Raw genomic sequence first — 20,726 nt, 5'->3', positions numbered from 1 at the left:
CCCCAGGCCGCATACCGCTTTTTCCGGGGGGCTGGGGGGCGGGGTGTGTGTTTATTCCCCCTGCGCCCCCCCCGGCGGCCGGGGCGGCCGGGGCTCCGTCGTGGGCGGGGTCAGGCGGTGGCCGAGCGGTACTTGCGGACCGCCAGGGTGCGGAAGACCACGACGATCAGGACCGACCAGATCACCGAGGCGAGGATCGGGTGCTGCATCGGCCAGGCGTCCGAGGTGACGAAGCCCGGCGGAACATTGCCGAACAGCTCGCGGCAGGCCGCCACGGTGGCGCTGAAGGGGTTCCATTCCGCGATGTGGCGGAGGACGGTCGGCATCTGGTTGGCGTCCACGAAGGCGTTCGAGATGAACGTCAGCGGGAAGAGCCAGATCAGTCCGCCGGAGGTGGCCGCCTCCGGGGTGCGCACGACGAGGCCGATCAGCGCGCCGATCCACGAGAACGCGTAGCCGAGCAGGAGCAGCAGCAGGAAGCCGAGCAGCACCTTGCCGATGTTCTCGTGCGTCCGCCAGCCGATGATCAGTGCGACACCGGCGAGCACGACGAGGGTGAGCGCGGTCTGCACGAGGTCGGCGAGGGTGCGTCCGGTGAGGACGGCGCCCCGGGCCATCGGCAGTGACCTGAAACGGTCGATCAGCCCCTTGTGCATGTCGTCCGCGATACCCGCCCCGGCGCCGGCGGTGGCGAAGGTGACGGTCTGGGCGAAGATCCCGGCCATCAGGAATTCCTTGTAGGCCGTGGACGAGAGCGAGCTGCCCACCTTGATGGAGCCGCCGAACACGTAGGTGAACAGCACGACGAACATGATGGGCTGGACCAGGCCGAAGATCACCATCTCCGGAATCCTGGCCATGCGGATCAGGTTCCGCCGCGCGACGACCAGCGAGTCGGCCACCGACCGGCTGACCGCCCCGCGCGACTTGAGCGGTGACAGGCTCGGCGTGTCCGTGACGGCGCTCACTGCACGCCCTCCTTCCGGCCCTGTGCGGCCTCGGTCGATGCGTTCCCGCCGTTCTTCTCCAGCTCGGCGGCATGGCCGGTGAGCGAGATGAAGACGTCGTCGAGAGTGGGGCGGCGCAGACCGATGTCGTCGATCTCCACGCCGTGGGTGTCGAGGTCGCGGATGACCTCGGCGAGCAGCTTGGCCCCGCCGGTGACCGTGACGGTCAGTTTGCGGGTGTGTTCGGCGACGGAGATCTCTCCCTTGCCGTACGTGGCGAGCACCGAGCGGGCCGGCTCGATCTGGTCGGGCTGGTGGACGACGACCTCGACGCGCTCACCGCCGGTGCGGGCCTTGAGCTGGTCGGAGGTGCCGCGGGCGATGACCTTGCCGTGGTCGATGACGCAGATGTCGTGGGCGAGGTGGTCGGCCTCCTCCAGGTACTGCGTGGTCAGCAGCAGCGTCGTACCGCCCGCGACGAGCTCCTCGATGACCTCCCACAGCTGCTGCCGGTTGCGCGGGTCGAGCCCGGTGGTGGGCTCGTCCATGAACATCACCGGCGGGGAGACGACGAGCGCCGCCGCCAGGTCGAGGCGGCGGCGCATGCCTCCGGAGTACGTCTTCGCGGTGCGGTCGGCCGCGTCGGCGAGGTTGAACTTCTCCAGGAGCTCCCCTGCCCGCTTCTTCGCGTCGCGCGAGCTCATCTGGTAGAGCTGGCCGACCATCTGGAGGTTCTCACGGCCCGTGAGGTATTCGTCGACGGCCGCGAACTGGCCGGAGAGGCCGATCGACCGGCGTACCTCGTCGGGATTCTTCAGGACGTCGATGCCCGCCACGACGGCCCGCCCGCTGTCGGGCCGGAGCAGGGTGGTCAGGACACGTACGGCCGTCGTCTTGCCGGCGCCGTTGGGCCCCAGCAGGCCGAGGACGGTGCCTTCGGGTACGTCGAGATCGACGCCGCCCAGTGCTCGTACATCGCCGAAGGTCTTCACCAGGCCTTCGGCGTAGATGGCGCCTGGCATACGGGATTCCCCCAGTTGCTTCGCGTGAATTCCTGAGCGGATCGTAGAGTTCCCGGCCCCACGGGGCGGGGAACACCGGAGTGTTCGGCGATGCACGGTAACGCGATACATCGCGACCTACAACAGGTTTTCGCGGGGGAATCCCGGTCGCTCAGGACCGCACCAGGTAGCCCGCTGCCCTCAGCGCGGCCGCGACCTCCTCGCAGTGCTCCGGCCCCTTGGTCTCCAGGTGGAGTTCCACTTCCGCCTCGGTGAGCCCGAGCCGGGGATCGGTCCGTACGTGGCTGATGTCGAGCACGTTGGCGTCGGCGACGGACAGCGTGGCGAGCATCGCGGCCAGCGCTCCCGGACGGTCGGTGAGCCGGAGCCGCAGGCTCAGGTAACGGCCCGCCGCGACCATGCCGTGCGTCAGGATGCGCTGTATCAGCAGGGGGTCCACGTTGCCGCCCGACAGCACGGCGACGACGGGCCCGCGAAAGGCCTTCGGATCGCTCAGCAGCGCCGCGACAGGGATCGCCCCGGCCGGCTCGACGACCATCTTCGCCCGCTCCAGGCACAGCAGCAGCGCGCTGGAGAGCTCGTCCTCGGTGACCGTACGGACCTCGTCCACCAGCTCCTGGACCAGCGGGAACGTGAGCTCGCCGGGCCGTCCCACCTTGATCCCGTCGGCCATGGTCTGCACCGAGTCGAGCGCCACAGGATGCCCGGCGGACAGCGAGGGCGGGAAGGCGGCCGCGCCCGCCGCCTGGACACCGACGATCCTGACGTCGGGGCGCAGCGCCTTCACCGCGACGGCGATGCCCGCGGCCAGACCGCCCCCGCCGACGCCGACGACGATCGTGCGGACCTCGGGGCACTGTTCGAGGATCTCCAGGCCGACGGTGCCCTGGCCCGCGATGACGTCCGGGTGGTCGAAGGGGTGGATGAAGACGGCTCCGGTCTCCTCGGCGTACTCCTGTGCGGCGGCGAGCGTCTCGTCGACGACATGGCCGTGCAGCCGGACCTCGGCCCCGTACTCCCGGGTCGCCGCCACCTTCGGCAGGGGCGCGCCGACCGGCATGAAGACCGTGGAGCGTACGCCGAGCAACGAAGACGCGAGTGCGACACCCTGCGCATGGTTTCCGGCACTCGCGGCCACCACTCCGGCCGCACGTTCGACGGGGCTGAGTCCCGCGATCCGTACGTACGCGCCGCGGAGTTTGAACGAGCCGGTGCGCTGCAGGTTCTCGCACTTGAGGTGGACCGGGGCGCCCACGAGGGAGCTCAGATGGCGGCTGCCCTCCATCCCGGTCGTTCTGGCCACCCCGGACAGCATCTTCTGCGCCCCTCGGATGTCGTCGAGGATCAGCGGAGGAAAGGGGCCTGACGTACGGAAGGTCATGACAGCAAGTCTTGCAGCTCGGAGCGGTCGGGGCCGTCGCATCTCATGGCGGCCTGCGGTGGTGTCCACAGGTTTGTGCAGCGCTGGTACACGTTGCCCCGTGGCCGCGTACTCTGTCCCCCACCCATCCGACACTCGCACGAAGAGAGCCCCCGGCCATGCCCCCTCAGGACATGACGACTGCTGCGTCTCCTTCCGGGGGCGCGACCCCTGGACATCCGGGAACGGACCACCTCCTCGACGCGCTCCAGCACCAGGTGGCCGTCTTCGCCCGGCGTGCCGAGCAGACCCGCCTCGGCGGTGTCGGCCAGGTCCGCAACTCGATGGACCGGGCGGCCTATCTGCTGCTCAACCGGCTCGACGCGGAAGGCCCCATGGGCGTCAAGGCGCTGGCCGCGGGGATGGGGATCGACTCCTCGACCGTGACCCGGCAGGTCGCGCCGCTCGTCGACACCGGTCTGGTCAAGCGCACCTCGCACCCGGAGGACGGACGTGCCGTCGTGCTGCAGCTGTCGCCGCGCGGCCAGTCCCGCCTGGAGGAGGTCCGCGCCTCCCGACGTGAGCTGATGTCCCAGGTGACCGGCGAGTGGACCGAGGAGGAGCGCGATACCTTCTGCGCCCTGCTGACCCGGTTCAACGCCTCTCTGGCGGCCCGGCAGGCCGCGAACCAGCCGGCCCAGGAGAACTGACCGTCCGCACCCGCGGTCCGGTTCGGTCCGCCCGGGCGGGCGGACCTACCCTGGAAGGGCCTGCACTCGCGAGTCGAGGAGGCCGTGATGACACGGAAGATCGCCGACTGCCGTAGGTATCCGAGCGTCTCGAACTGCACGCTCACCATTTCCGGTGAGGAGGACGAAGTCGTCCGGGCCGCCGCCGAACACGCGGTCTCGGTCCACGAGCACACGGACAGCCCGGAACTGCGCGAGCAGATCCGGGGCACGCTGGAGGACGAGAAGGTCGCTGCCTGACCGTGGTACGCGTCGTCGTCCGGCGGGCGGGACTGCGTCCCGGCCGCCGGACATCGGCTGCGCACCCGGGGCCGGAGACACGCACAGCCGGTTCACAGCCGGGACACGGACTGTACCCAGGCGGCCGTCCTATGGTCCGGGGCATGTACGAGAACGGTGTGAGCAGGCGGAAGGTCCTGGCGGCGGGTGGCGCGGCAGCCGGGGCGGCTGGACTGGCGCTGGCCGGGTGCGGCAGTTCGGGGACGACGGGTGCGTCATCCGCCGGCGCTTCGGCGTCGGCGTCATCGGGGTCATCGGGTTCCGGACAGTGCGTGCTCATGTCCAGCGTCACGGAGGGCCCTTACTACCTCGACGACGCCCTGGTGCGTAAGGACATCACCGACGGGAAGCCGGGAGTTCCCCTCACCGTGCGCCTGACGGTCCAGGACACCACCGAGTCGTGTGCCCCCGTCCCCGGAGCCGCGGTGGAGATCTGGCACTGCGACGCATGGGGCTACTACTCCGGCTACACCACCGCCAACCCCGGTGGTGAGGCCCCGGCGGAGAGCGAGGACACGAGCGGCGCGAACGACAGGACGTATCTGCGCGGCTACCAGATCGCGGGGGACGACGGGGTCGTGGAGTTCACCACGATCTACCCGGGCTGGTACACCCCGCGCGTCACCCACATCCACGTCAAGGTGCACACCGGCGGCAAGCGGGACGACGGGACCTACGAGGGCGGCAAGGTCAACCACACGGGCCAGCTGTTCTTCGAGGACTCGTACGGTGACGCCGTCCACAAGCTGTCCCCCTACACCCAGCACGTCGGTACGCCCACCGCGCTCGACGACGACATGGTGTACGCCGGAGGCGGCGCCAAGGACGGGCTGACGACCGTCACCGGCGACACGGACAAGGGATACGTCGCCACTCTGACCCTCGGAATCGATCCCGCCACCGAGAACACCGGTGCGGGCGACGGCGGAGGCGGGGGCGGCACGCCCCCGAGCGGCGGCCCCGGCGGCACACCCCCGAGCGGAGCCGCCGGCGATGCGCCGTAACGGTCTCGCCGACGCCGCCGTGAGCGCCCTCGTCGAGGCGGTCGCCCTCACCCCCACCCCGGGCCTGACGGACAGCCGCAGCCCGGGTCCCGGAGCACCCGACGCCGCCACCGCCAGGTGGGCGGCCAAGGCACTGCACCCCGGCCTCGCGGCGATGGCCGCGGCGGCCGGGCGTACCGGCTCCGCCACCGCTGAGCTCCGTGAGGAGCTGGGGGCGATCGGCCGCGCCACCGAGCGAACGGCGCGGCGAGCCGCGTGCGGTGCGGGGCAGCACCGGGGCGCGATCTGGGCGCTGGGGCTCCTGGTCTCGGCGGCGTCCCTGGAACCGGGCGCGAAGGCCGCCGAAGTGACGGCTACGGCCAGATCTCTGGCCATGCTCCGCGACCGCAAGGCACCCCGCACCCCGTCGCCGGGCTCCTCGGTGGCCGCACGCTACGGCGCCGCCGGAGCGAAGGGTGAGGCCAGAGCCGGATTTCCGCACGCCCGGCGGGCGATGGAGGCCCTGCGAGGCACACGGGGTCAGGGGACCGCTGAGGAGGACGCCCGGCTGAACGCCCTGCTCGGCGTCATGAGCACGCTCCAGGACACCGGGCTGCTGCACGTCGCGGGCCCGAACGGCCTGCGTCTGGTCCAGGGCGGGGCGCGCACGGTGCTGGAGGCGGGAGGCGCGGGGACTGCCGGAGGCAGGGTGGCCCTCCGCGCCATGGACGAGGAGCTCCGTTCGCGCGAGCTGCGGGCCGGCGGCAGCGAACCGCTGTTCGCCGCCGCCCTGTTCCTCGACCGGATCTGCTGAACGACCGCGGGGCGCGGCCCGACGGCGCGCCCCCCTCCGGTGGCCGGGATCTCCCGGCCACCGGAATCGGGTCCCTCAGCCGAGCGCCTGCGTCAGGTCGGCCAGCAGGTCGTCGGCGTTCTCGATGCCGACGGACAGCCGGACCAGGTCGGCCGGCACCTCCAGCGGCGAGCCCGCCGCGGAGGCGTGCGTCATGCGGCCCGGGTGTTCCAGGAGCGACTCGACGCCGCCGAGCGACTCCCCGAGGGTGAAGAGCTTCGCGCGGTTGCAGACCTCGACGGCCGCCTCCTCACCGCCGGCGACCCGGAACGACACCATCCCGCCGAACGCCTTCATCTGCTTGGCGGCGACCTCGTGGCCCGGGTGCTCCGGCAGCCCCGGGTAGAGGACCTGGGTGACCTTGGGGTGCCGGGTCAGCAGGTCGGCGACCTTCGTCGCGTTCTCGTCGTGGCGGTCCATGCGGACCGCGAGGGTCTTGATGCCGCGCAGCACCAGCCACGCGTCGAACGGCCCGGCCACCGCGCCCATCGCGTTCTGGTGGTACGCCAGCTCCTCGGCGAGCTCCGGGTCGCTGACGACGAGCGCGCCGCCGACGACGTCCGAGTGGCCGCCCATGTACTTCGTGGTGGAGTGCACCACGACGTCGGCGCCGAGCGAGAGGGGCTGCTGGAGGTAGGGGCTGGCGAAGGTGTTGTCGACGACCAGCCGCGCGCCCGCCTGCCGGGCCACTCCCGCGACGGCCGCGATGTCGGTGATGCCGAGCAGCGGGTTCGACGGCGTCTCCACCCAGATCGCCTTGGTGCGCGGGGTGAGCGCCGCCCGGACCGCGCTCACGTCGGAGGTGTCGGCGACCGAGAACTCCACGCCCCAGCGCGAGGCGACCTTCGCGAACAGCCGGAACGTGCCGCCGTAGGCGTCGTTCGGGATGACGACGTGGTCGCCGGGTGTCAGCAGCGTACGAAGGAGGCAGTCCTCCGCGGCGAGGCCCGACGCGAAGGCGAGCCCGCGGCGGCCGCCCTCCAGCGCCGCCAGGTTCTCCTCCAGTGCGGTGCGGGTGGGATTGGCGCTGCGGCTGTACTCGTAGCCGCCGCGCAGTCCGCCGACGCCGTCCTGCTTGTACGTGGACACCTGGTAGATCGGCGGGACCACGGCGCCGGTGAGGGGATCCGCCGTGTTGCCGGCGTGGATCGCAAGGGTCTCGAAGCTGTGCTGGTCGCTCATGGGGCCCGAGCGTAGTTCGTCACGAGGGGAGTTACAGGCCACTCGCCGCCCGGTTACCCGTCCGGGGACAATGGACCGCATGGAGATTCTGTGGTTCCTGCTCGCCCTGTGCATGCTCGTCGCCGTCGTGGGCCCGGTCATGCTGCGGCGCCGTGGCGGTATCCGCCAGGTCGCGCCCGGTTCGCCCGACGCCGCCGACCCGGACACCTACGGCTTCGCGCGCCAGGAAGAGCTGGACATCCGGATGCCGGGTCCCGACCAGGACCTGCTCGACGTCCTCGATGTCGTCCAGAGCACCCAGAGCTGGAAGGCCGCCTCCCAGCTTCTCGCGGGTACGCCCAAGGAGAGCGAGATCCGCTGGCAGCGGGTGCAGGCGTTCGCCGGTGCGGCCTCCCTGGAACTGGCCCGGCGGCCCGGTGCCGGTGGGGCGTGGCTGCGGGCGTGGCGCGCTGAGGCCCCGAAGGACGCGGGCGCGGCGGCGGTGCACGCGGAGTTCCTCGTGCAGCAGGCGTGGCGCACCGGCACGGTGGGCACCGACGACTTCCGGATCATCCTGGAGGAGGCCCGTACGGTCTCCGGCGAGGCGGCCCTGCTGGCTCCGGGCGACCCCGTCCCGTACATCGTGGAGCTGGCCGTAGCCCGTGGCCTGGGTTACTCCCACGAGCAGTTCGACCAGCTCTGGGCGAAGATCATCGACCGCGCCCCCGCGCACATGGGCGCGCACATCGCGGCCCTGCACTTCTGGTGCGAGAAGTGGCACGGCTCCCGCGAGGAGGCCGAGCGCTTCGCGACGACGGCCGCCGCCCGTGCCCCGCAGGGCTCGCTGCTCGCCGCGCTGCCACTGTTCGCGCTGTACGAGCACCTGCCCGAGGTCAATCTGGTGCAGGGCTTCTACCGGGGCGTCGTCGTGACGAAGGCGGTCGAAGGCGCGATGTTCGCGGTGCACGCGGCCCGCGCGGACGACCCGGTGCTCGCGCACGTCCGGCACCTGCTGGTCCTCTTCCTCGTGCGCATGGAGCGCTGGTCGGAGGCGATGCACCAGTTCGTCCACATCGACGGCCACGTCGGCGCGCTGCCCTGGACCCAGAACCCCGACCCGGCCGCCGAGTACACGGTGTACCGGGCGCTGGCCGTCGCCGGATACGAGGCGAACGGCGGCAGCCCCGCGACACTGCTCCACTGACCCGCCACGCCCGCCCCCTCCGGATTGGACAGGTACACCCATGGCACGACTGATCCCGCTGATCCTGATAGGCCTCGCCGTCTTCTTCTGGCTACGGGCGCGCAGGAAGACGGCCTCGTACCTGGCCTCCTACGAGTACCCGGCAGGCGCGGACCGCGAAGGTGACGAGCGTCGCGACCCGCCGGCCCCCGCCGCCTGAGCCCACGGAATCCACGGCGCCCTCGCGGCGTTGTACCGAGCGAACCCCGACCCCGGAGGAGCCCCCGCATGTTCCTGACCAACCGCACCCCGCAGCTCCCCACCCCGGATGAGGCCCTGCGCGGCCGCCCCACCCCCGAGTTCACGGTGCCGTCCCGCCACACGGTCCTCGGCAACCCGCTGACCGGCCCGTACCCGCAGGGCCTGGAGGTCGCCGACTTCGCGCTGGGCTGTTTCTGGGGCGCCGAGCGCAAGTTCTGGCAGACGGAGGGCGTCTGGACGACGCTCGTCGGCTACCAGGGCGGTTACACCGAGAACCCGTCGTACGAGGAGACCTGCTCGGGCCTGACCGGCCACACGGAGGCGGTCCGCGTCGTCTTCGACCCGAAGGTCGTGAGCTACGCGGAGCTCCTGAAGCTCTTCTGGGAGTCCCACAACCCGACCCAGGGCTTCCGGCAGGGCAACGACGTGGGCACGCAGTACCGCTCGGCGCTCTACACGCACTCCCCTGAGCAGGCCGAGGCAGCGGAGGCGTCCCGCGAGGCGTACCAGCAGGTGCTGACCGGCGCCGGCTTCGGCACGATCAGCACGGAGATCCTCCCGGCGGAGGGCCGTACCTTCTGGCCCGCCGAGGCGTACCACCAGCAGTACCTGGACAAGAACCCCGACGGCTACTGCGGCATCGGCGGTACGGGAGCCACGCTGGAATCCCCCTCGGAGACCAACTGGGGCCGCGCCTGCCCGACCGGCATCGCCCCGGCTCCCACCGCCTCGGAGTGACCCGGGAGCCCGCGGCCGTCCCGGAGCCGCGGGCCCGTCAGACCGAGCCGGCCGCGTGGGGCGGCCGGCTCTCGTGGGTGAGTGTCTTGACCCGGCGGAGCGTGACCACGGTCTCCGCCGCCCGGATCCCGGCCAGGCCGCCGATCCTCTCGCTCAGAAACGTGTAGAGGTCGTCCGTGGTGCGGCAGAGCACCGAGACGACGAGATTGGACCGCCCGGTGACGGCGGCCGCGAACCGCACCTGGGGGTGGAGCGCGACCGCCTCGCCCGCCCCGGCCAGGGCATGCGGGGCGACGGTCAGCCAGCAGAGCGCCTCCACGCCCTGGCCCAGGGGCTCATGGTCGTATTCGACGGCCAGATACAGCACGCCTGACGCGCGCAGCCGCTCCAGGCGCCTCTTGGCGACGGCCTCGGACAGGCCGGTGGCGTCCTGCAGCTCGGTGAGCGTCGCCCGGCCGTCGCGCCTCAGCACGTCCAGCATCGCCTGGTCCTCGGCGTCCGGACCGACCGGCTCGGCGGTGGGCGCGGGTGCCGGGGCGCGGAGCGCCGTCTCCTCGTCCGGGCCGAGCGCGCTGATCTTGCGCAGCCATCTGAGGGCGTTGCCGTAGTAGGCGCGCAGGATGCAGTGGGCGTCCACGGAGGTGACTCCGGGGGTCCGCTGGAGGCGTTCCAGGAGCAGTTCGTCGCGCTCCTGCCGGCTGCGCGGGCTGATCGCGCACACCACCTCCGTGCCTCCGGCCACCAGGTCGACGTAGTGCGTGTCCGGCCGGCCCGCGAGGGTGGCTGCGAGCCGCGCCGCCGTGCCGCGGGTGCAGCCGAGCCGGACGATCCAGCTGGACCGGCCGAGACGGCTGTCGTCGACCATGCCGGTCACCCGCAGCCGCGCGGTGGTGCGGAGCCTCCGGACGCGGCGGGCGACCGTCTGGTCGGAGACCCCGAGCACCTGCGCGATCCGGCTGAAGGGCGCCCGCCCGTCGAGTTCCAGTGCCTGCAGCAGTTTCAGGTCGAGCGCGTCGAGCGTGGAGGGCGCCACAAGGTTCTCCTGCGTGAGCCGAAGGGTGGTTCGGCCCGCCGCCCCGGGGGCGGTGCGGCCGGCCGGTCATCGTATGTGGCCGCGGCCGGGGGCCGTGATTCCCCGAAACGTCAAAGGAAATACCCCTGTGCCGCACGGCGGCCTGCAATTGACCACCGGTACCGTCCCACTGTGAACCGGTTCGGCATTCTCGGAACAGCCGGGACCCGGCGCGCCGGGTGAATTCGACATCACCACTCGGAAAATCCGGTGTTTCCCTCACGACACAGCCACCCCCTCCCCCGCACTTCAGCGTAAGAGCAGGTCAAACACACTTCAGAGCGTGGAAGAAAACCGCGTGCCAGGGCGGTCCGGGGGCGCACGAATCACGGGAGAAGGGAGGAACCTTTTCTCAGGAGAGCATTTACGTGAATCGACAAGGGCTCGCGGGCGCAAGGTAACCGTGCGTTTCCGTCTACTTCCCGCGCGCCGTTCGGAGCATTACGTTCGCCATCACATCCGGCCCGGTGCGCACCAGCACCGGGGCGAAGCGGGCGAACCCAGGTGGTCGAAAAATGAGCCGAGGCACTGTTCTGATCGTCGGCGGCGGGATCGGTGGACTGTCCACAGCCATCGCACTGCGGAACGCGGACTACGAGGTCGACGTCGTCGAGATACAGGAGGACCTCCACTCGTCGGTGTACGGCGTGGGGATCATCCAGCCGATGAACGCGCTGAGGGCGCTCGACGCGATCGGCTGCGCCGAGGCGTGCCTGGCCGTCGGGTACGCGACCAGCGCCTGGGGCCAGATGCTCGACGTGGACGGCGAACCGATCCGGGAGATGCCGGGGGCCCGGATCCCCGGGTCCGGCCTGCCGCCGATGAACGGTCTGACCCGGCCGCAGCTGCACAAGGTGCTCATCGACAAGGCACTGGAGACCGGCGTCACCATCGCGTACAGCAAGACCTTCACCGAGCTCACGGACGGGCCCGGGGGCGTGGAAGTGGAGTACACGGACGGGACGCGTGGCACGGTCGACTTCGTCGTCGGGGCCGACGGTGTGTACTCCAAGGTCCGGCCCTACGTGCTGAGCGAGGAGATCAGGCCCGTCTATCTCGGCCAGTCCGCGTTCCGGCTCAACATCCCCCGGGAGCCCGAGATCGACCGGATCATCCTGCAGCACGGCCCGGAGGGCCTGGCGGGGTTCGTGCCGATCGGTCCCGACCTGGCGTACCTCTTCTACAACACCACGTGGGAAGAGGGCCGTTGGCTGGAAAAGGACAGGATGGCCGACGAGCTGCGGGAGCGCATGGCCCCGTTCGGCGGGCTGGCCGGGCGGGTCCGGGACCTCTACATCAACGACTCCTCCGACATCGTCTTCCGCCCCGAGGAGTGGCTGATGGCGTCCGCGCCATGGCACAGGGGCCGGATCGTCCTGATCGGTGACGCCGTCCACGCGGTGACCCCGCATCTCGGCCAGGGAGCGGCGCAGGCGATCGAGGACGGAATCGTGCTCGCGGAGAGCCTGTCCTCCCATGCCGGCCACGAGGCGGCGTTCTCGGCGTACACCGAGCGGCGCTACGAGCGCTGCAAGCTCGTCGTCGAGTCGTCGGTGGCGATCGGCGAGTACGAGATGGATCCCGCCCTCCACCCGGACTTCGACCACGCGGGCCTGACCCAGCACGTCCTGGAGTCGATGGTCCAGCCGATCTGACCTGGCGGAGTCCCGGGACGGGCGGAGCCAGAAGTCCCCCTGATCGCTAATCTGTTCCCCCCGCCCGGCTGCGGGTGGGGGAACAACAGGGGTGGGACATGCGCAGAGGGATCGCCGTACTCGCGGCGGTGGGGGCCGTGGGCACCGCGGTGGTGGCCGCACCGGCCGCACACGCGGAGGGCCGGGGTGACATCCGGGTCGTCAAGACGGTCGTGAACGCCGGCGGCAGTGTGATCGTCGGAGTCAAGAACGTGAAGCGGTTCGCGATCGTCATGACGGTCAAGGACAACTCGGGGGTGCAGAAGGTGACGGACGTGTCCGCCTTCAACACGTCCAACGGCTTCGGGCCGGTGTCGTACCTGGGCACGTCGTGCAGCAGGAGCAGCGCGACCACGTCCGTGTGCACGGCCACGATGCAGATCGATCCGACTTGGATCGACTCCTACGGAAGTGCCAACGAGGGCTGGGACGCCAACGCGGTGGCCGGGACCTGGCAGGTCAACGCCACGGTGAAGGCCAATGACGGGAACTACTGGATCTCCGACCGCATCGCCACGTTCAAGGTGAAGCGCGCCGCGACGCTGACGACGGACGCGGCGCCCGAGCCGGTGGGGAAGGGCGGCACGCTCACCGTCACCGGCAAGCTGTCCCGGGCCAACTGGACGGATCTCAAGTACCACGGGTTCACCAAGCAGGTGGTGAAGCTGCAGTACAAGAAGCCCGGCGGCTCGTACCACACGGTCAAGACGGCGACCACGGACAGCAAGGGCAACCTCCGGACGACCGTGAAGGCCTCCGCGTCGGGCAGCTGGCGCTGGGCGTTCCTCGGTACGACGACGACCATGAAGGTCGTCTCCACAGGTGACGCGGTCACGGTGAAGTAGACGGCCGCTCTGCCCGCGGCGAATCTGCCGCGGGCAGAGATCGGTGATGTGGGGGCCCCGATGGGCCAAGAGTGGAGGGAGCGCGGCCGTACCGGCCGCCCCACCACCGGGAGGTCCGATGTCGCCCCACCCCGCTGCCCGCCCACGCGCCGCCGAAGAGGACACGCCGGCGACACGGTTCGACGACCACCTCGCGGCCCAGCTCCTCGCCCAGCGGATCGTGTTCCTGGGCACCCAGGTGGACGAGGTCTCGGCGAACCGGGTCTGCGCGCAACTGCTGCTCCTGTCCGCCGAGGACCCGCGCACCGACATCAGCCTCTACATCAACAGCCCCGGCGGCTCCGTGACGGCGGGGCTGGCCATCTACGACACGATGCAGCTCGTCCCGAACGACGTCTCCACCCTCGCCATGGGGTTCGCCGCGTCCATGGGGCAGTTCCTGCTCACCGTCGGGACCGAGGGCAAGAGGTTCGCCCTGCCGAACGCGCGGATCATGATGCACCAGCCGTCGGCCGGCATCGGCGGCACCGCTTCCGACATCGCGATCCAGGCGGAGAACCTCGAGTTCACGAAGCAGGCCGTCGAGCGGATCACCGCGGCCCACACAGGACAGTCCGCGGAGGCGATCTCCCGGGACGGCGACCGGGACCGCTGGTTCACGGCCGAGCAGGCGAAGGCGTACGGCATGGTCGATCACGTCGTCGAGTCGCTCGCCGACGTCCGCCCGGCCGGCTCACGACGACGGATGGGACTCTGACATGGGCCAGTACACGATTCCGAACGTCGTCGAGCGCACCCCGCAGGGGGAACGGTCCTACGACGTCTTCAGCCGGCTCCTGTCCGAGCGGATCATCTTCATCGGTACGGAGATCGACGACGGGGTCGCCAACGTCGTCATCGCCCAGTTGCTCCACCTGGAGTCGGCGAGTCCGGGGGCCGAGATCGCGGTCTACCTCAACTCGCCCGGCGGCTCGTTCACTTCGCTCATGGCGATCTACGACACGATGAGCTTCGTCTCGGCTCCCATCGCGACGTTCTGCGTCGGTCAGGCCGCGTCGACCGCGGCGGTGCTCCTGGCCGGCGGGGACCCCGGACGGCGGTTCGTCCTGGAGCACTCGCGTGTGCTGCTGGGCCAGCCGGCCAGCGGCGGGCAGCAGGGCACGGTGTCCGATCTCCGGCTGCACGCCAAGGAGATGCTGAGGATCCGCTCGCAGGTCGAGGAGGTCCTGGCCCGTCACACACCCCACGACGCCGCTACCCTGCGGGCCGACACCGACCGGGACAGGTTCTTCACGGCGCAGGAGGCGGTGGCCTACGGGCTGGCGGACGAGGTTCTCAGCCGACGGGCCCTGGCAGCCGCCCCCTGACATCCGCCCCGTCCACCCGTGGGGGAATCAGGCGGCCAGTCGCACCTCGACCGTCGAGGCGCGGACCGGAGACATACGGGAGGACGTGCTGCGGCGGGCGAGCTCCCCCTGGGCCAGGGACAGCACGTCGGCCAGGCCGAGTCCGAGTGAGCGGGCGGCCGCCCCGAGGACCTCCGACGAGGCCTCCTTGCGTCCGCGCTCGACCTCGGAGAGGTACGGCATGGAGATCCGGGCGGCCTCGGACACGTCCTTGAGCGTCCGCTTCTGCGCAAGCCGCTCGCGGCGAAGGACGTCCCCGACGACATCCCGCCAGAGGGGCTCCTTGGCAGCGGGGACGGGTGTCGCGGGCACGGGGCGCAGAGGGATGACGCGGGCTCGGCCGGTCGCGTGGCTGCTCATCGCCCCAGCCTAGGAGCGGTGCTCCCGGCACGGGAGGGAAAAACCTTCCGCGCCGGGCGGATCTGCTGTCGGCAGAACGGCGGTTGCCGCGTACCCGGAGGCACCACACACCTCGGCCGGCGGCGGAAGGCCCGGTACGGAACGGGGCGCGTTCCGTACCGGCGCCCTCACGCCGCCCGGCGACTCTCCGGCCGGCGGGTGATCAGCCGCCGATCGTGGTCTGCGGACCGGCGTACTGCTTGAGCAGGGCGGGGACATCGGCGGCCGGGTCGAGCGTGTAGCCGTAGTGGTCGCCCGGCTTGAACGTCGTCCCGTTGGTCTGCTGCTTGCCGGTGCACGAGACACAGATGCTGCCGGTCTGGGTCAGGGACGCCGCGGTGGTGTCGACGTAGTACGGGTTGGCGACGCTCTGGTAGTAACTGTTCTCGATGACGGTCTTCGAGGCGCCACGCGAGAGGTTGCCGTACGACGTCACGTTCTGCATGTAGTTGTTGTAGAGGTGCGCGAAGGCGACGTTGTCGATGCTGGGGTTGCGCTGGTTGGTGTCGTGGATCCAGTTGTGGTGGATGGTCATCCGGGCGGTGACGTTGTCCGTCCAGCCGATGCCGAAGGCCTTGTTCTGCTCACCCATGACGTTCCAGGAGACGGTGAGGTAGCTGGTGTCCTTGCGGCTGTCGATGAGCCCGTCGTTCATCCGCTCGATGCGGTTGTGGTCGATCCAGATGTGATCGGCGGTGTCCATCTGGATGCCGTCGTAGTCGTAGTCCTTGTCGTCGGGGTCGTCCTCCGTCATCCGCGTGTCGCGGATGGTGAGGTTGCGGATGATGACGTTGTGGACGCCGGTGCCGAGGAAGAAGCCGCCGCCGACGATCTGGCCGGAAGTACCGACACCGATGATCGTCTTGTCCGACTTCACCGGTATCTCGTGCCCGTACGGGGTGACCGTGATCGCGGCCGCGACCTTGATGACATAGGGCTCGGAAGCAGTGGCGTACTTCACCAGATCCGCGTAGTTCTTGACGGTGACGGTTGTGCCGGCCGCCCCGCCCGTGGTGCCGCCTCCGGTGGAGGCGAAGCCGTCTGCCTTGTCGGACCAGGTGCGCCCTCCGGCGACCGGCTGGAAGGCCCACTGCTTGTTGCTGTTGGCGGTGCAGGTCTCCTGGATGACCGCGGCGCCGCCGGCCGTGGAGGCGTCCTTGTCGCTCATGCACAGCCCACTGTTGACGTTGATGATCTGATACGTGTCCGTGCCGCTCGCCGTCAGCGTCCACTGCTGGTTCGTCTGCCCCGCGCACCCCCACTGCTGGAGCTGCACCCCGCTCACCTTCGAACCGTCTGGCACGTCCACGCACTTACCGCTCTGCTTGTTCACCAGCCGGTACTTCCCCGACCCGTCCGCGGTCAGCGTGAACTGCTGCCACGCCGCCCCCTCGGTGCACCCCCACTGCTGCAACAGCGCGCCGTTCGCGGCGGAGGCCCCGGGGACGTCGACGCACTTCCCGCTCTTCTTCACCGCCAGCTGGTAGACCCCACCCGCGGCCGGCAGCGTCGCCGCCCCAGCGGGTGAGAGCAGACCGCCGGCCAGGACTCCGCCGACGGCCAGGAGGAGGGCCGTCAGCAGAGCCCCGAGCCCCAGGGTCTTCCGCTTGTTCCTGTGTGTTCGACGCATATGTGCTCGTTCCTCTCTCGTACGTGTACGGGTGCGGGTCGTGGTGCGAGGCCGGTCAGCGGACCGGGTTCCAGCCGTCGGTGCCGGCCAGGTACTTCTGCGGCGTGTGGTTCGCGGCCTGGGCGTCCGTCAGCTGGGGACGGTTGCCGTTGGCGGTGGCTCCGGCGCCGGTGTTGCGGTATTCGGAGAACCGGGCGTTCTTCCAGGAGTTGGTGGACATGTCCGTCCACGGCTGGGCGGTGGCCAGTGCCGAGGAGAGCGAGGACTCCCGGTAGAGCACCTGGGCGTCGGCGCGCCACGGGCGGCCGAGCTGGGTGGTGTTCGACACGGAGCCGGTCACGGTGGACCGGTAGAAGAGGAAGCCGTACGTCTTCTCGGCCGGGGTGCTGGCCGCGGTGATCGGGCCGCCGGTGCTGCGCTTCTCGTGGACGGTGCAGGCGTGGAAGACGGCGGTGCCGCCGCCGTAGATGAAGTCCACCGTGCCTTCGATGTACGAGTCCACGATGTACGCGCGCGCCTTGTTGTTGACCAGGAACGTGTCCTGGTCGCCCAGGAGCCGTACGTCGTCCAGAAGGGCCCTGTCCGCGTCCAGGTAGAGGGCCAGGGCCTGGTCGCCGGTGTCGGAGGTGTTCTCGTCGAAGTCGTTGGAAAGGGTGAGGCCGGTGGCGTCGAAGTCGTGCCCGAGCGCGACGACGGTGGCGGAGCCCGCGGTGCCGTAGTCGCCCGCGTTGCGGTTGTTGACGATGACGACGTCGTCCGGTGAGTCGCCGAGGCCCTTCAGGGTGACGAAGGGCTTGTCCGCGGGGACGGTGACCTGCTCGCGGTAGGTGCCGGGCTTGATGGTGATGGTGACCCGGCTCGCGTTGCCGCTGCCGACGGCATTCACAGCGGCCTGGACGGTCCGGTAGGTGCCGGTGCCGTCGGCCGCGACGGTGGCCGGGGCGGTGGATCCCGCGGGTCTGAAGGCCCACTGCTTGTTGCTGTTGGCGGTACAGGTCTCCTGGATGACCGCCGCACCGCCGGCCGTGGAAGCGTCCTTGTCACTCATGCACAGACCGCTGTTGACGTTCACGATCTGGTACGTCCCCGAACCGCTCGGCGCCAGCGTCCACTGCTGGTTCGTCTGCCCGCCCGCACAGCCCCACTGCTGGAGCTGTACCCCGCTCACCTTCGAGCCGTCGGGCACGTCCACGCACTTACCGCTGTGCTTGTTGACCAGCCGGTACCGGTCCGCCCCGTCCGCGGTCAGCGTGAACTGCTGCCAGTCCGCCCCCTCGGTGCACCCCCACTGCTGCAGCAGCGCGCCGTTCGCCGTCGAGGCCGCCGGGACATCCACACACTTGCCGCTCTTCGTCACCGCCAGCTGGTACACACCGCCCACCGCCGGCAGCGTCGCCGCGCCTGCGGGTGAGACCAGCCCGCCGGCGAGCACGCCACCCACGACCGTCGCGACGGCCATGGCGCGTCTCCTTCTGTTCGGTTTCTCGGTCATCGTTCGCTCCTTCGGATGGGCCGGCAGGTGCGGTGCTGTGAGCCGCAGTGCCCAGGTAGATGCACGGGGCGGGTGGGGATGACAGAAATCCGGAAGAAACTTTTCCGGGGCCGAGGGCGTGCGTCCGTGGGGCGGGGGCGGCACGAGTGACGCGGGTGGTGGAAACGGCAACTTCTTTACGGCTCCACGCTGTTGTGCCACGATGCGTGCCTCTGGGCCCCGGGCCGGTACGGCCGCGGCCACGGGGACGCCGGTGACCGGCCCGAAGCGAGTGAGGAGCCGTGACGGGATGACGGACAGCGGGACCGGCCGGGCGGTGCGCGAGACGGCGGCACTCGTGGGTGAGGCCCGGCGCGGTGACACCCGGGCCATGGAGGAACTGCTGGTCTCACACCTGCCGTTGGTGTACGGGATCGTCGGCCGGGCTCTCAACGGCCATGCCGACGTGGACGACCTGGTGCAGGAGGTGATGCTGCGGATCGTCCGCGCGCTGCCGTCCCTGCGTGAGCCGGAGCGCTTCCGCTCGTGGGCGGTGGCCATCGCCTACCGGGAGATACAGCAGTACCAGCGGCGCACGGCCCGTGACCGGAACCACGGACACGAGGTGGACAACGTTGCCGACCCGCTCACCGACTTCGCCGAGCGCACCGTCGCCGAGCTCGAACTCACAGGCCAGCGCCGGGACCTGGCCCGTGCGGCCCGCTGGCTGGACGCGGACGACCGACGGCTGCTCGCGCTGTGGTGGGAGGAGGAGGCGGGCCGTATCGGCCGGGCCGACGTGGCCCGCGCCATCGGCCTGAACGCCCGGCATACCGCGGTCCGCGTGCGGCGTATGAAGGTGCGCCTGGAGGACGCCCGTACGGTGGTCCGCGCCCTGGCCGTCGAGCCCCGGTGCCCCGGGCTGGCCGATGCCTCGCAGGGCTGGGACGGCGGCACGGGCGCGCTCTGGCGTAAGCGGCTGACCCGCCATGTGCGGAGCTGCCCGCAGTGCGGAGCGCAGGGGGCCGGCCTGGTCGCTCCGGAGAAGCTGCTGCCCGGGCTCGGTCTGCTGCCGGTCCCCGGCGGGCTGGTGGACGGGATACGTCACACGGTGGAGGCCGCTCCCCTGCTCGGGCAGACGGCCACCGGTGGGATCCGCGACCTGCTGCACCACGTCACGGCCAAGTCGGTCACGGCGTCGGCCGCCGTGCTCGCCGTCGTCACCGGGGCGCTGACCTATCCGGTGTGGCACGCCCCCGCCCCCTCGCCGCGAGCCGCGCCGCCCGCCGCGAGCCGCCCCGCGCAGCCGGTGGCGACGGCCACCTCCCGGCCGCCCCGGACGCCGTCCGCCACCGTGTCGCCGTCCGCCTCCCCCACCTCGCCCGCCGCACGGCGGGCGGGTGCGGCGATCGGTGTGACCAGCGCCGACATCTATCTCGCGCCCGGCGGGTCGGACGACGGGGACGGCAGCCTCGCGCGGCCCTACGCCACGCTGGGCAAGGCGGCGTCCGTGGTCCGCCCCGGGCAGACGATCGCGATGCGTGGCGGTATGTATCGCCCCGCCGAGGGGGCCTCCCTCACGACCGACGGCACGGCGGAAGAGCGGATCACGCTCAGCAACTACCGGGGGGAGCGGCCGGTCATCGATGCGTCCGGTCTGCCGGCCGACACCTGGGCGGTCACCCAGCAGGCGGACCACTGGACCGTGCAGGGTCTGGAGATCCGCGGCTCGGCCAGTCACGCGTACGTCTGCCGAAGCTGCCGGAACACCCTCTTCCGCGGTCTGTCCCTGCATGACAACGCTGAATCCGGGCTGACCCTGCGCGACGCCGGCACGGAGGGGAACACCGTCCTGGACAGCGACTTCTACAGCAACGGTCCCGGCGAGGCCGGCGGGGTCGGCCTGGCGGTCAAATTCGGCTCGGGCGGGGGGAACACGGTCCGTGGCTGTCGCGCCTTCGGCAACGGGGCCGACGGGATCGACCTCGGCGGCTTCACCAGCCCGGTGACAGTGCTCGGTACCTGGTCCTACCGCAACGGCAACGGGTTCACCCTCGGCGGCGGGCACACCTCCGCCTCCGTCGCACATGTGCTCACGGACGACGCGGCCTGGGACAACGCCGGGCTCGGCTTCAACGACGAGGGGAACCCCGGAGCGATCCGTCTCAGCCGCAACACCGCCTTCCGCAACGGCACGGGCTTCTATCTGGCCACCGCCGCCGCCGTACTGAGCTCCAACGCGGCGTTGGAGAGCGGCGACGGGCCTGACACGGTGCTCGCGGAGTCCTCCCGGTCCGAGGGCAACACCTGGAACGGCGCGAGCGACGGCACGTCGATGTTCACCACCACCGACCCGTCCACCGCCGAGGCCCCGCGCGCGGCCGACGCGACCCTGCCCCGGACCTCGTTCCTCACTCCGTCCGGTACGGCGCCCGGCGCCCGTATGTCATCCTCCGGCAGCGCGTCCTGATGACACGTCACCGCGTGAAGGGCCCGGAACCGATGGCCGTGGTGCCGGCGGCGAACACGGGCTGCGCGGAGTACTACCGGCGCCGGTGGCGCGCGGCGTTCGCGTTCAGCGCCTGTGGGAGACGAAAGGCGTGCTTCACGCGGCCGGCTCTCCGCCCTCGAACAGCGCCCGCGCCGCACGGCCCGGGGATCGTCACCCCGGGC

The 20,726-nt window shown here is 70.8% G+C and carries 20 protein-coding genes; 12 read left to right on the top strand and 8 right to left on the bottom strand.

Translation table 11 applies throughout. The annotated features are described in order from the left end of the window. Positions 1-110 precede the first annotated feature (110 nt). From ACFWFI_RS24745 to ilvA, 3 genes are all read right to left on the bottom strand, one after another. Complete coding sequence (locus tag ACFWFI_RS24745) at positions 111-968, bottom strand: ABC transporter permease (RefSeq protein ID WP_387394115.1); 858 nt, start codon at positions 966-968, stop codon at positions 111-113. Further along, complete coding sequence (locus ACFWFI_RS24740) at positions 965-1,969, bottom strand: ATP-binding cassette domain-containing protein (protein WP_387394113.1); 1,005 nt, start codon at positions 1,967-1,969, stop codon at positions 965-967. Before ACFWFI_RS24740 ends, ACFWFI_RS24745 begins: the two co-directional genes overlap by 4 nt. Positions 1,970-2,120: 151 nt before the next feature. Beyond that, positions 2,121-3,350 (bottom strand): threonine ammonia-lyase, encoded by a 1,230-nt coding sequence (gene ilvA / locus ACFWFI_RS24735; RefSeq protein WP_387394111.1) that lies wholly within the window; start codon positions 3,348-3,350, stop codon positions 2,121-2,123. A 158-nt stretch (positions 3,351-3,508) separates the two neighbouring features. Between ilvA and ACFWFI_RS24730 the strand changes: the two genes are divergently transcribed. The 4 genes from ACFWFI_RS24730 to ACFWFI_RS24715 all read left to right on the top strand — a co-directional run bounded on the left by ACFWFI_RS24730 (position 3,509) and on the right by ACFWFI_RS24715 (position 6,154). Then, positions 3,509-4,039, top strand: coding sequence for a MarR family winged helix-turn-helix transcriptional regulator (locus ACFWFI_RS24730; protein ID WP_387394109.1), 531 nt, complete (start codon positions 3,509-3,511; stop codon positions 4,037-4,039). Positions 4,040-4,126: 87 nt separating this feature from the next. After that, entirely contained in the window at positions 4,127-4,318 is a 192-nt protein-coding gene (locus ACFWFI_RS24725; protein ID WP_387394107.1) for a DUF1059 domain-containing protein, read from the top strand. A gap of 317 nt (positions 4,319-4,635) precedes the next feature. After that, a complete protein-coding gene (locus ACFWFI_RS24720) occupies positions 4,636-5,361 on the top strand; it encodes an intradiol ring-cleavage dioxygenase (RefSeq protein WP_387394105.1) in 726 nt (241 codons plus the stop codon). After that, positions 5,351-6,154: a triphosphoribosyl-dephospho-CoA synthase gene (locus ACFWFI_RS24715; RefSeq protein WP_387394103.1), complete on the top strand. Its 804-nt coding sequence runs from the start codon at positions 5,351-5,353 to the stop codon at positions 6,152-6,154. The genes ACFWFI_RS24720 and ACFWFI_RS24715 overlap by 11 nt, the downstream gene beginning before the upstream one ends. Before the next feature lie 75 nt (positions 6,155-6,229). Here ACFWFI_RS24715 and ACFWFI_RS24710 read toward each other — a convergent pair whose 3' ends face one another. After that, a complete protein-coding gene (locus ACFWFI_RS24710) occupies positions 6,230-7,375 on the bottom strand; it encodes a cystathionine gamma-synthase (RefSeq protein ID WP_387394101.1) in 1,146 nt (381 codons plus the stop codon). Positions 7,376-7,454: 79 nt separating this feature from the next. On the opposite strand from ACFWFI_RS24710, the gene ACFWFI_RS24705 reads away from it, so the two are divergent. From ACFWFI_RS24705 to msrA, 3 genes are all read left to right on the top strand, one after another. Continuing rightward, positions 7,455-8,558: a hypothetical protein gene (locus tag ACFWFI_RS24705; RefSeq protein ID WP_387394099.1), complete on the top strand. Its 1,104-nt coding sequence runs from the start codon at positions 7,455-7,457 to the stop codon at positions 8,556-8,558. 40 nt (positions 8,559-8,598) lie between these two features. Next, positions 8,599-8,757, top strand: coding sequence for a hypothetical protein (locus ACFWFI_RS24700; protein ID WP_387394097.1), 159 nt, complete (start codon positions 8,599-8,601; stop codon positions 8,755-8,757). Positions 8,758-8,825: 68 nt separating this feature from the next. After that, positions 8,826-9,536, top strand: coding sequence for a peptide-methionine (S)-S-oxide reductase MsrA (gene msrA, locus ACFWFI_RS24695; protein ID WP_387394095.1), 711 nt, complete (start codon positions 8,826-8,828; stop codon positions 9,534-9,536). Positions 9,537-9,573: 37 nt separating this feature from the next. Here the strand turns inward: msrA and ACFWFI_RS24690 are convergent, their stop codons facing one another. Beyond that, complete coding sequence (locus tag ACFWFI_RS24690) at positions 9,574-10,569, bottom strand: Lrp/AsnC family transcriptional regulator (RefSeq protein WP_387394093.1); 996 nt, start codon at positions 10,567-10,569, stop codon at positions 9,574-9,576. A 554-nt stretch (positions 10,570-11,123) separates the two neighbouring features. Here ACFWFI_RS24690 and ACFWFI_RS24685 point away from each other — a divergent pair. From ACFWFI_RS24685 to ACFWFI_RS24670, 4 genes are all read left to right on the top strand, one after another. After that, entirely contained in the window at positions 11,124-12,263 is a 1,140-nt protein-coding gene (locus ACFWFI_RS24685) for an FAD-dependent monooxygenase (protein ID WP_387394091.1), read from the top strand. 98 nt (positions 12,264-12,361) lie between these two features. Next, complete coding sequence (locus ACFWFI_RS24680) at positions 12,362-13,147, top strand: hypothetical protein (RefSeq protein WP_387394089.1); 786 nt, start codon at positions 12,362-12,364, stop codon at positions 13,145-13,147. A 118-nt stretch (positions 13,148-13,265) separates the two neighbouring features. Next, complete coding sequence (locus tag ACFWFI_RS24675; RefSeq protein ID WP_387394088.1) at positions 13,266-13,904, top strand: ClpP family protease; 639 nt, start codon at positions 13,266-13,268, stop codon at positions 13,902-13,904. A gap of 1 nt (position 13,905) precedes the next feature. Then, entirely contained in the window at positions 13,906-14,514 is a 609-nt protein-coding gene (locus tag ACFWFI_RS24670) for a ClpP family protease (RefSeq protein ID WP_387394086.1), read from the top strand. Positions 14,515-14,541: 27 nt separating this feature from the next. On the opposite strand, the gene ACFWFI_RS24665 is transcribed toward ACFWFI_RS24670, so the two are convergent. The 3 genes from ACFWFI_RS24665 to ACFWFI_RS24655 all read right to left on the bottom strand — a co-directional run bounded on the left by ACFWFI_RS24665 (position 14,542) and on the right by ACFWFI_RS24655 (position 18,041). Next, positions 14,542-14,913 (bottom strand): helix-turn-helix domain-containing protein, encoded by a 372-nt coding sequence (locus tag ACFWFI_RS24665; protein WP_387394084.1) that lies wholly within the window; start codon positions 14,911-14,913, stop codon positions 14,542-14,544. 202 nt (positions 14,914-15,115) lie between these two features. Further along, complete coding sequence (locus tag ACFWFI_RS24660) at positions 15,116-16,582, bottom strand: RICIN domain-containing protein (RefSeq protein WP_387394082.1); 1,467 nt, start codon at positions 16,580-16,582, stop codon at positions 15,116-15,118. Positions 16,583-16,637: 55 nt separating this feature from the next. After that, positions 16,638-18,041, bottom strand: a complete 1,404-nt coding sequence (locus tag ACFWFI_RS24655; protein ID WP_387394080.1) for a pectinesterase family protein — start codon at positions 18,039-18,041, stop codon at positions 16,638-16,640. 322 nt (positions 18,042-18,363) lie between these two features. Between ACFWFI_RS24655 and ACFWFI_RS24650 the strand changes: the two genes are divergently transcribed. Then, on the top strand, positions 18,364-20,523 hold the full coding sequence (locus ACFWFI_RS24650; RefSeq protein ID WP_387394078.1) for a sigma-70 family RNA polymerase sigma factor: 2,160 nt from the start codon (positions 18,364-18,366) through the stop codon (positions 20,521-20,523). Positions 20,524-20,726: the final 203 nt, after the last annotated feature.

The sequence above is a fragment of the Streptomyces sp. NPDC060209 genome (assembly GCF_042728155.1).
In the GTDB taxonomy this organism is placed as follows: domain Bacteria; phylum Actinomycetota; class Actinomycetes; order Streptomycetales; family Streptomycetaceae; genus Streptomyces.
This window is presented reverse-complemented; position numbering and strand designations above follow the sequence as displayed.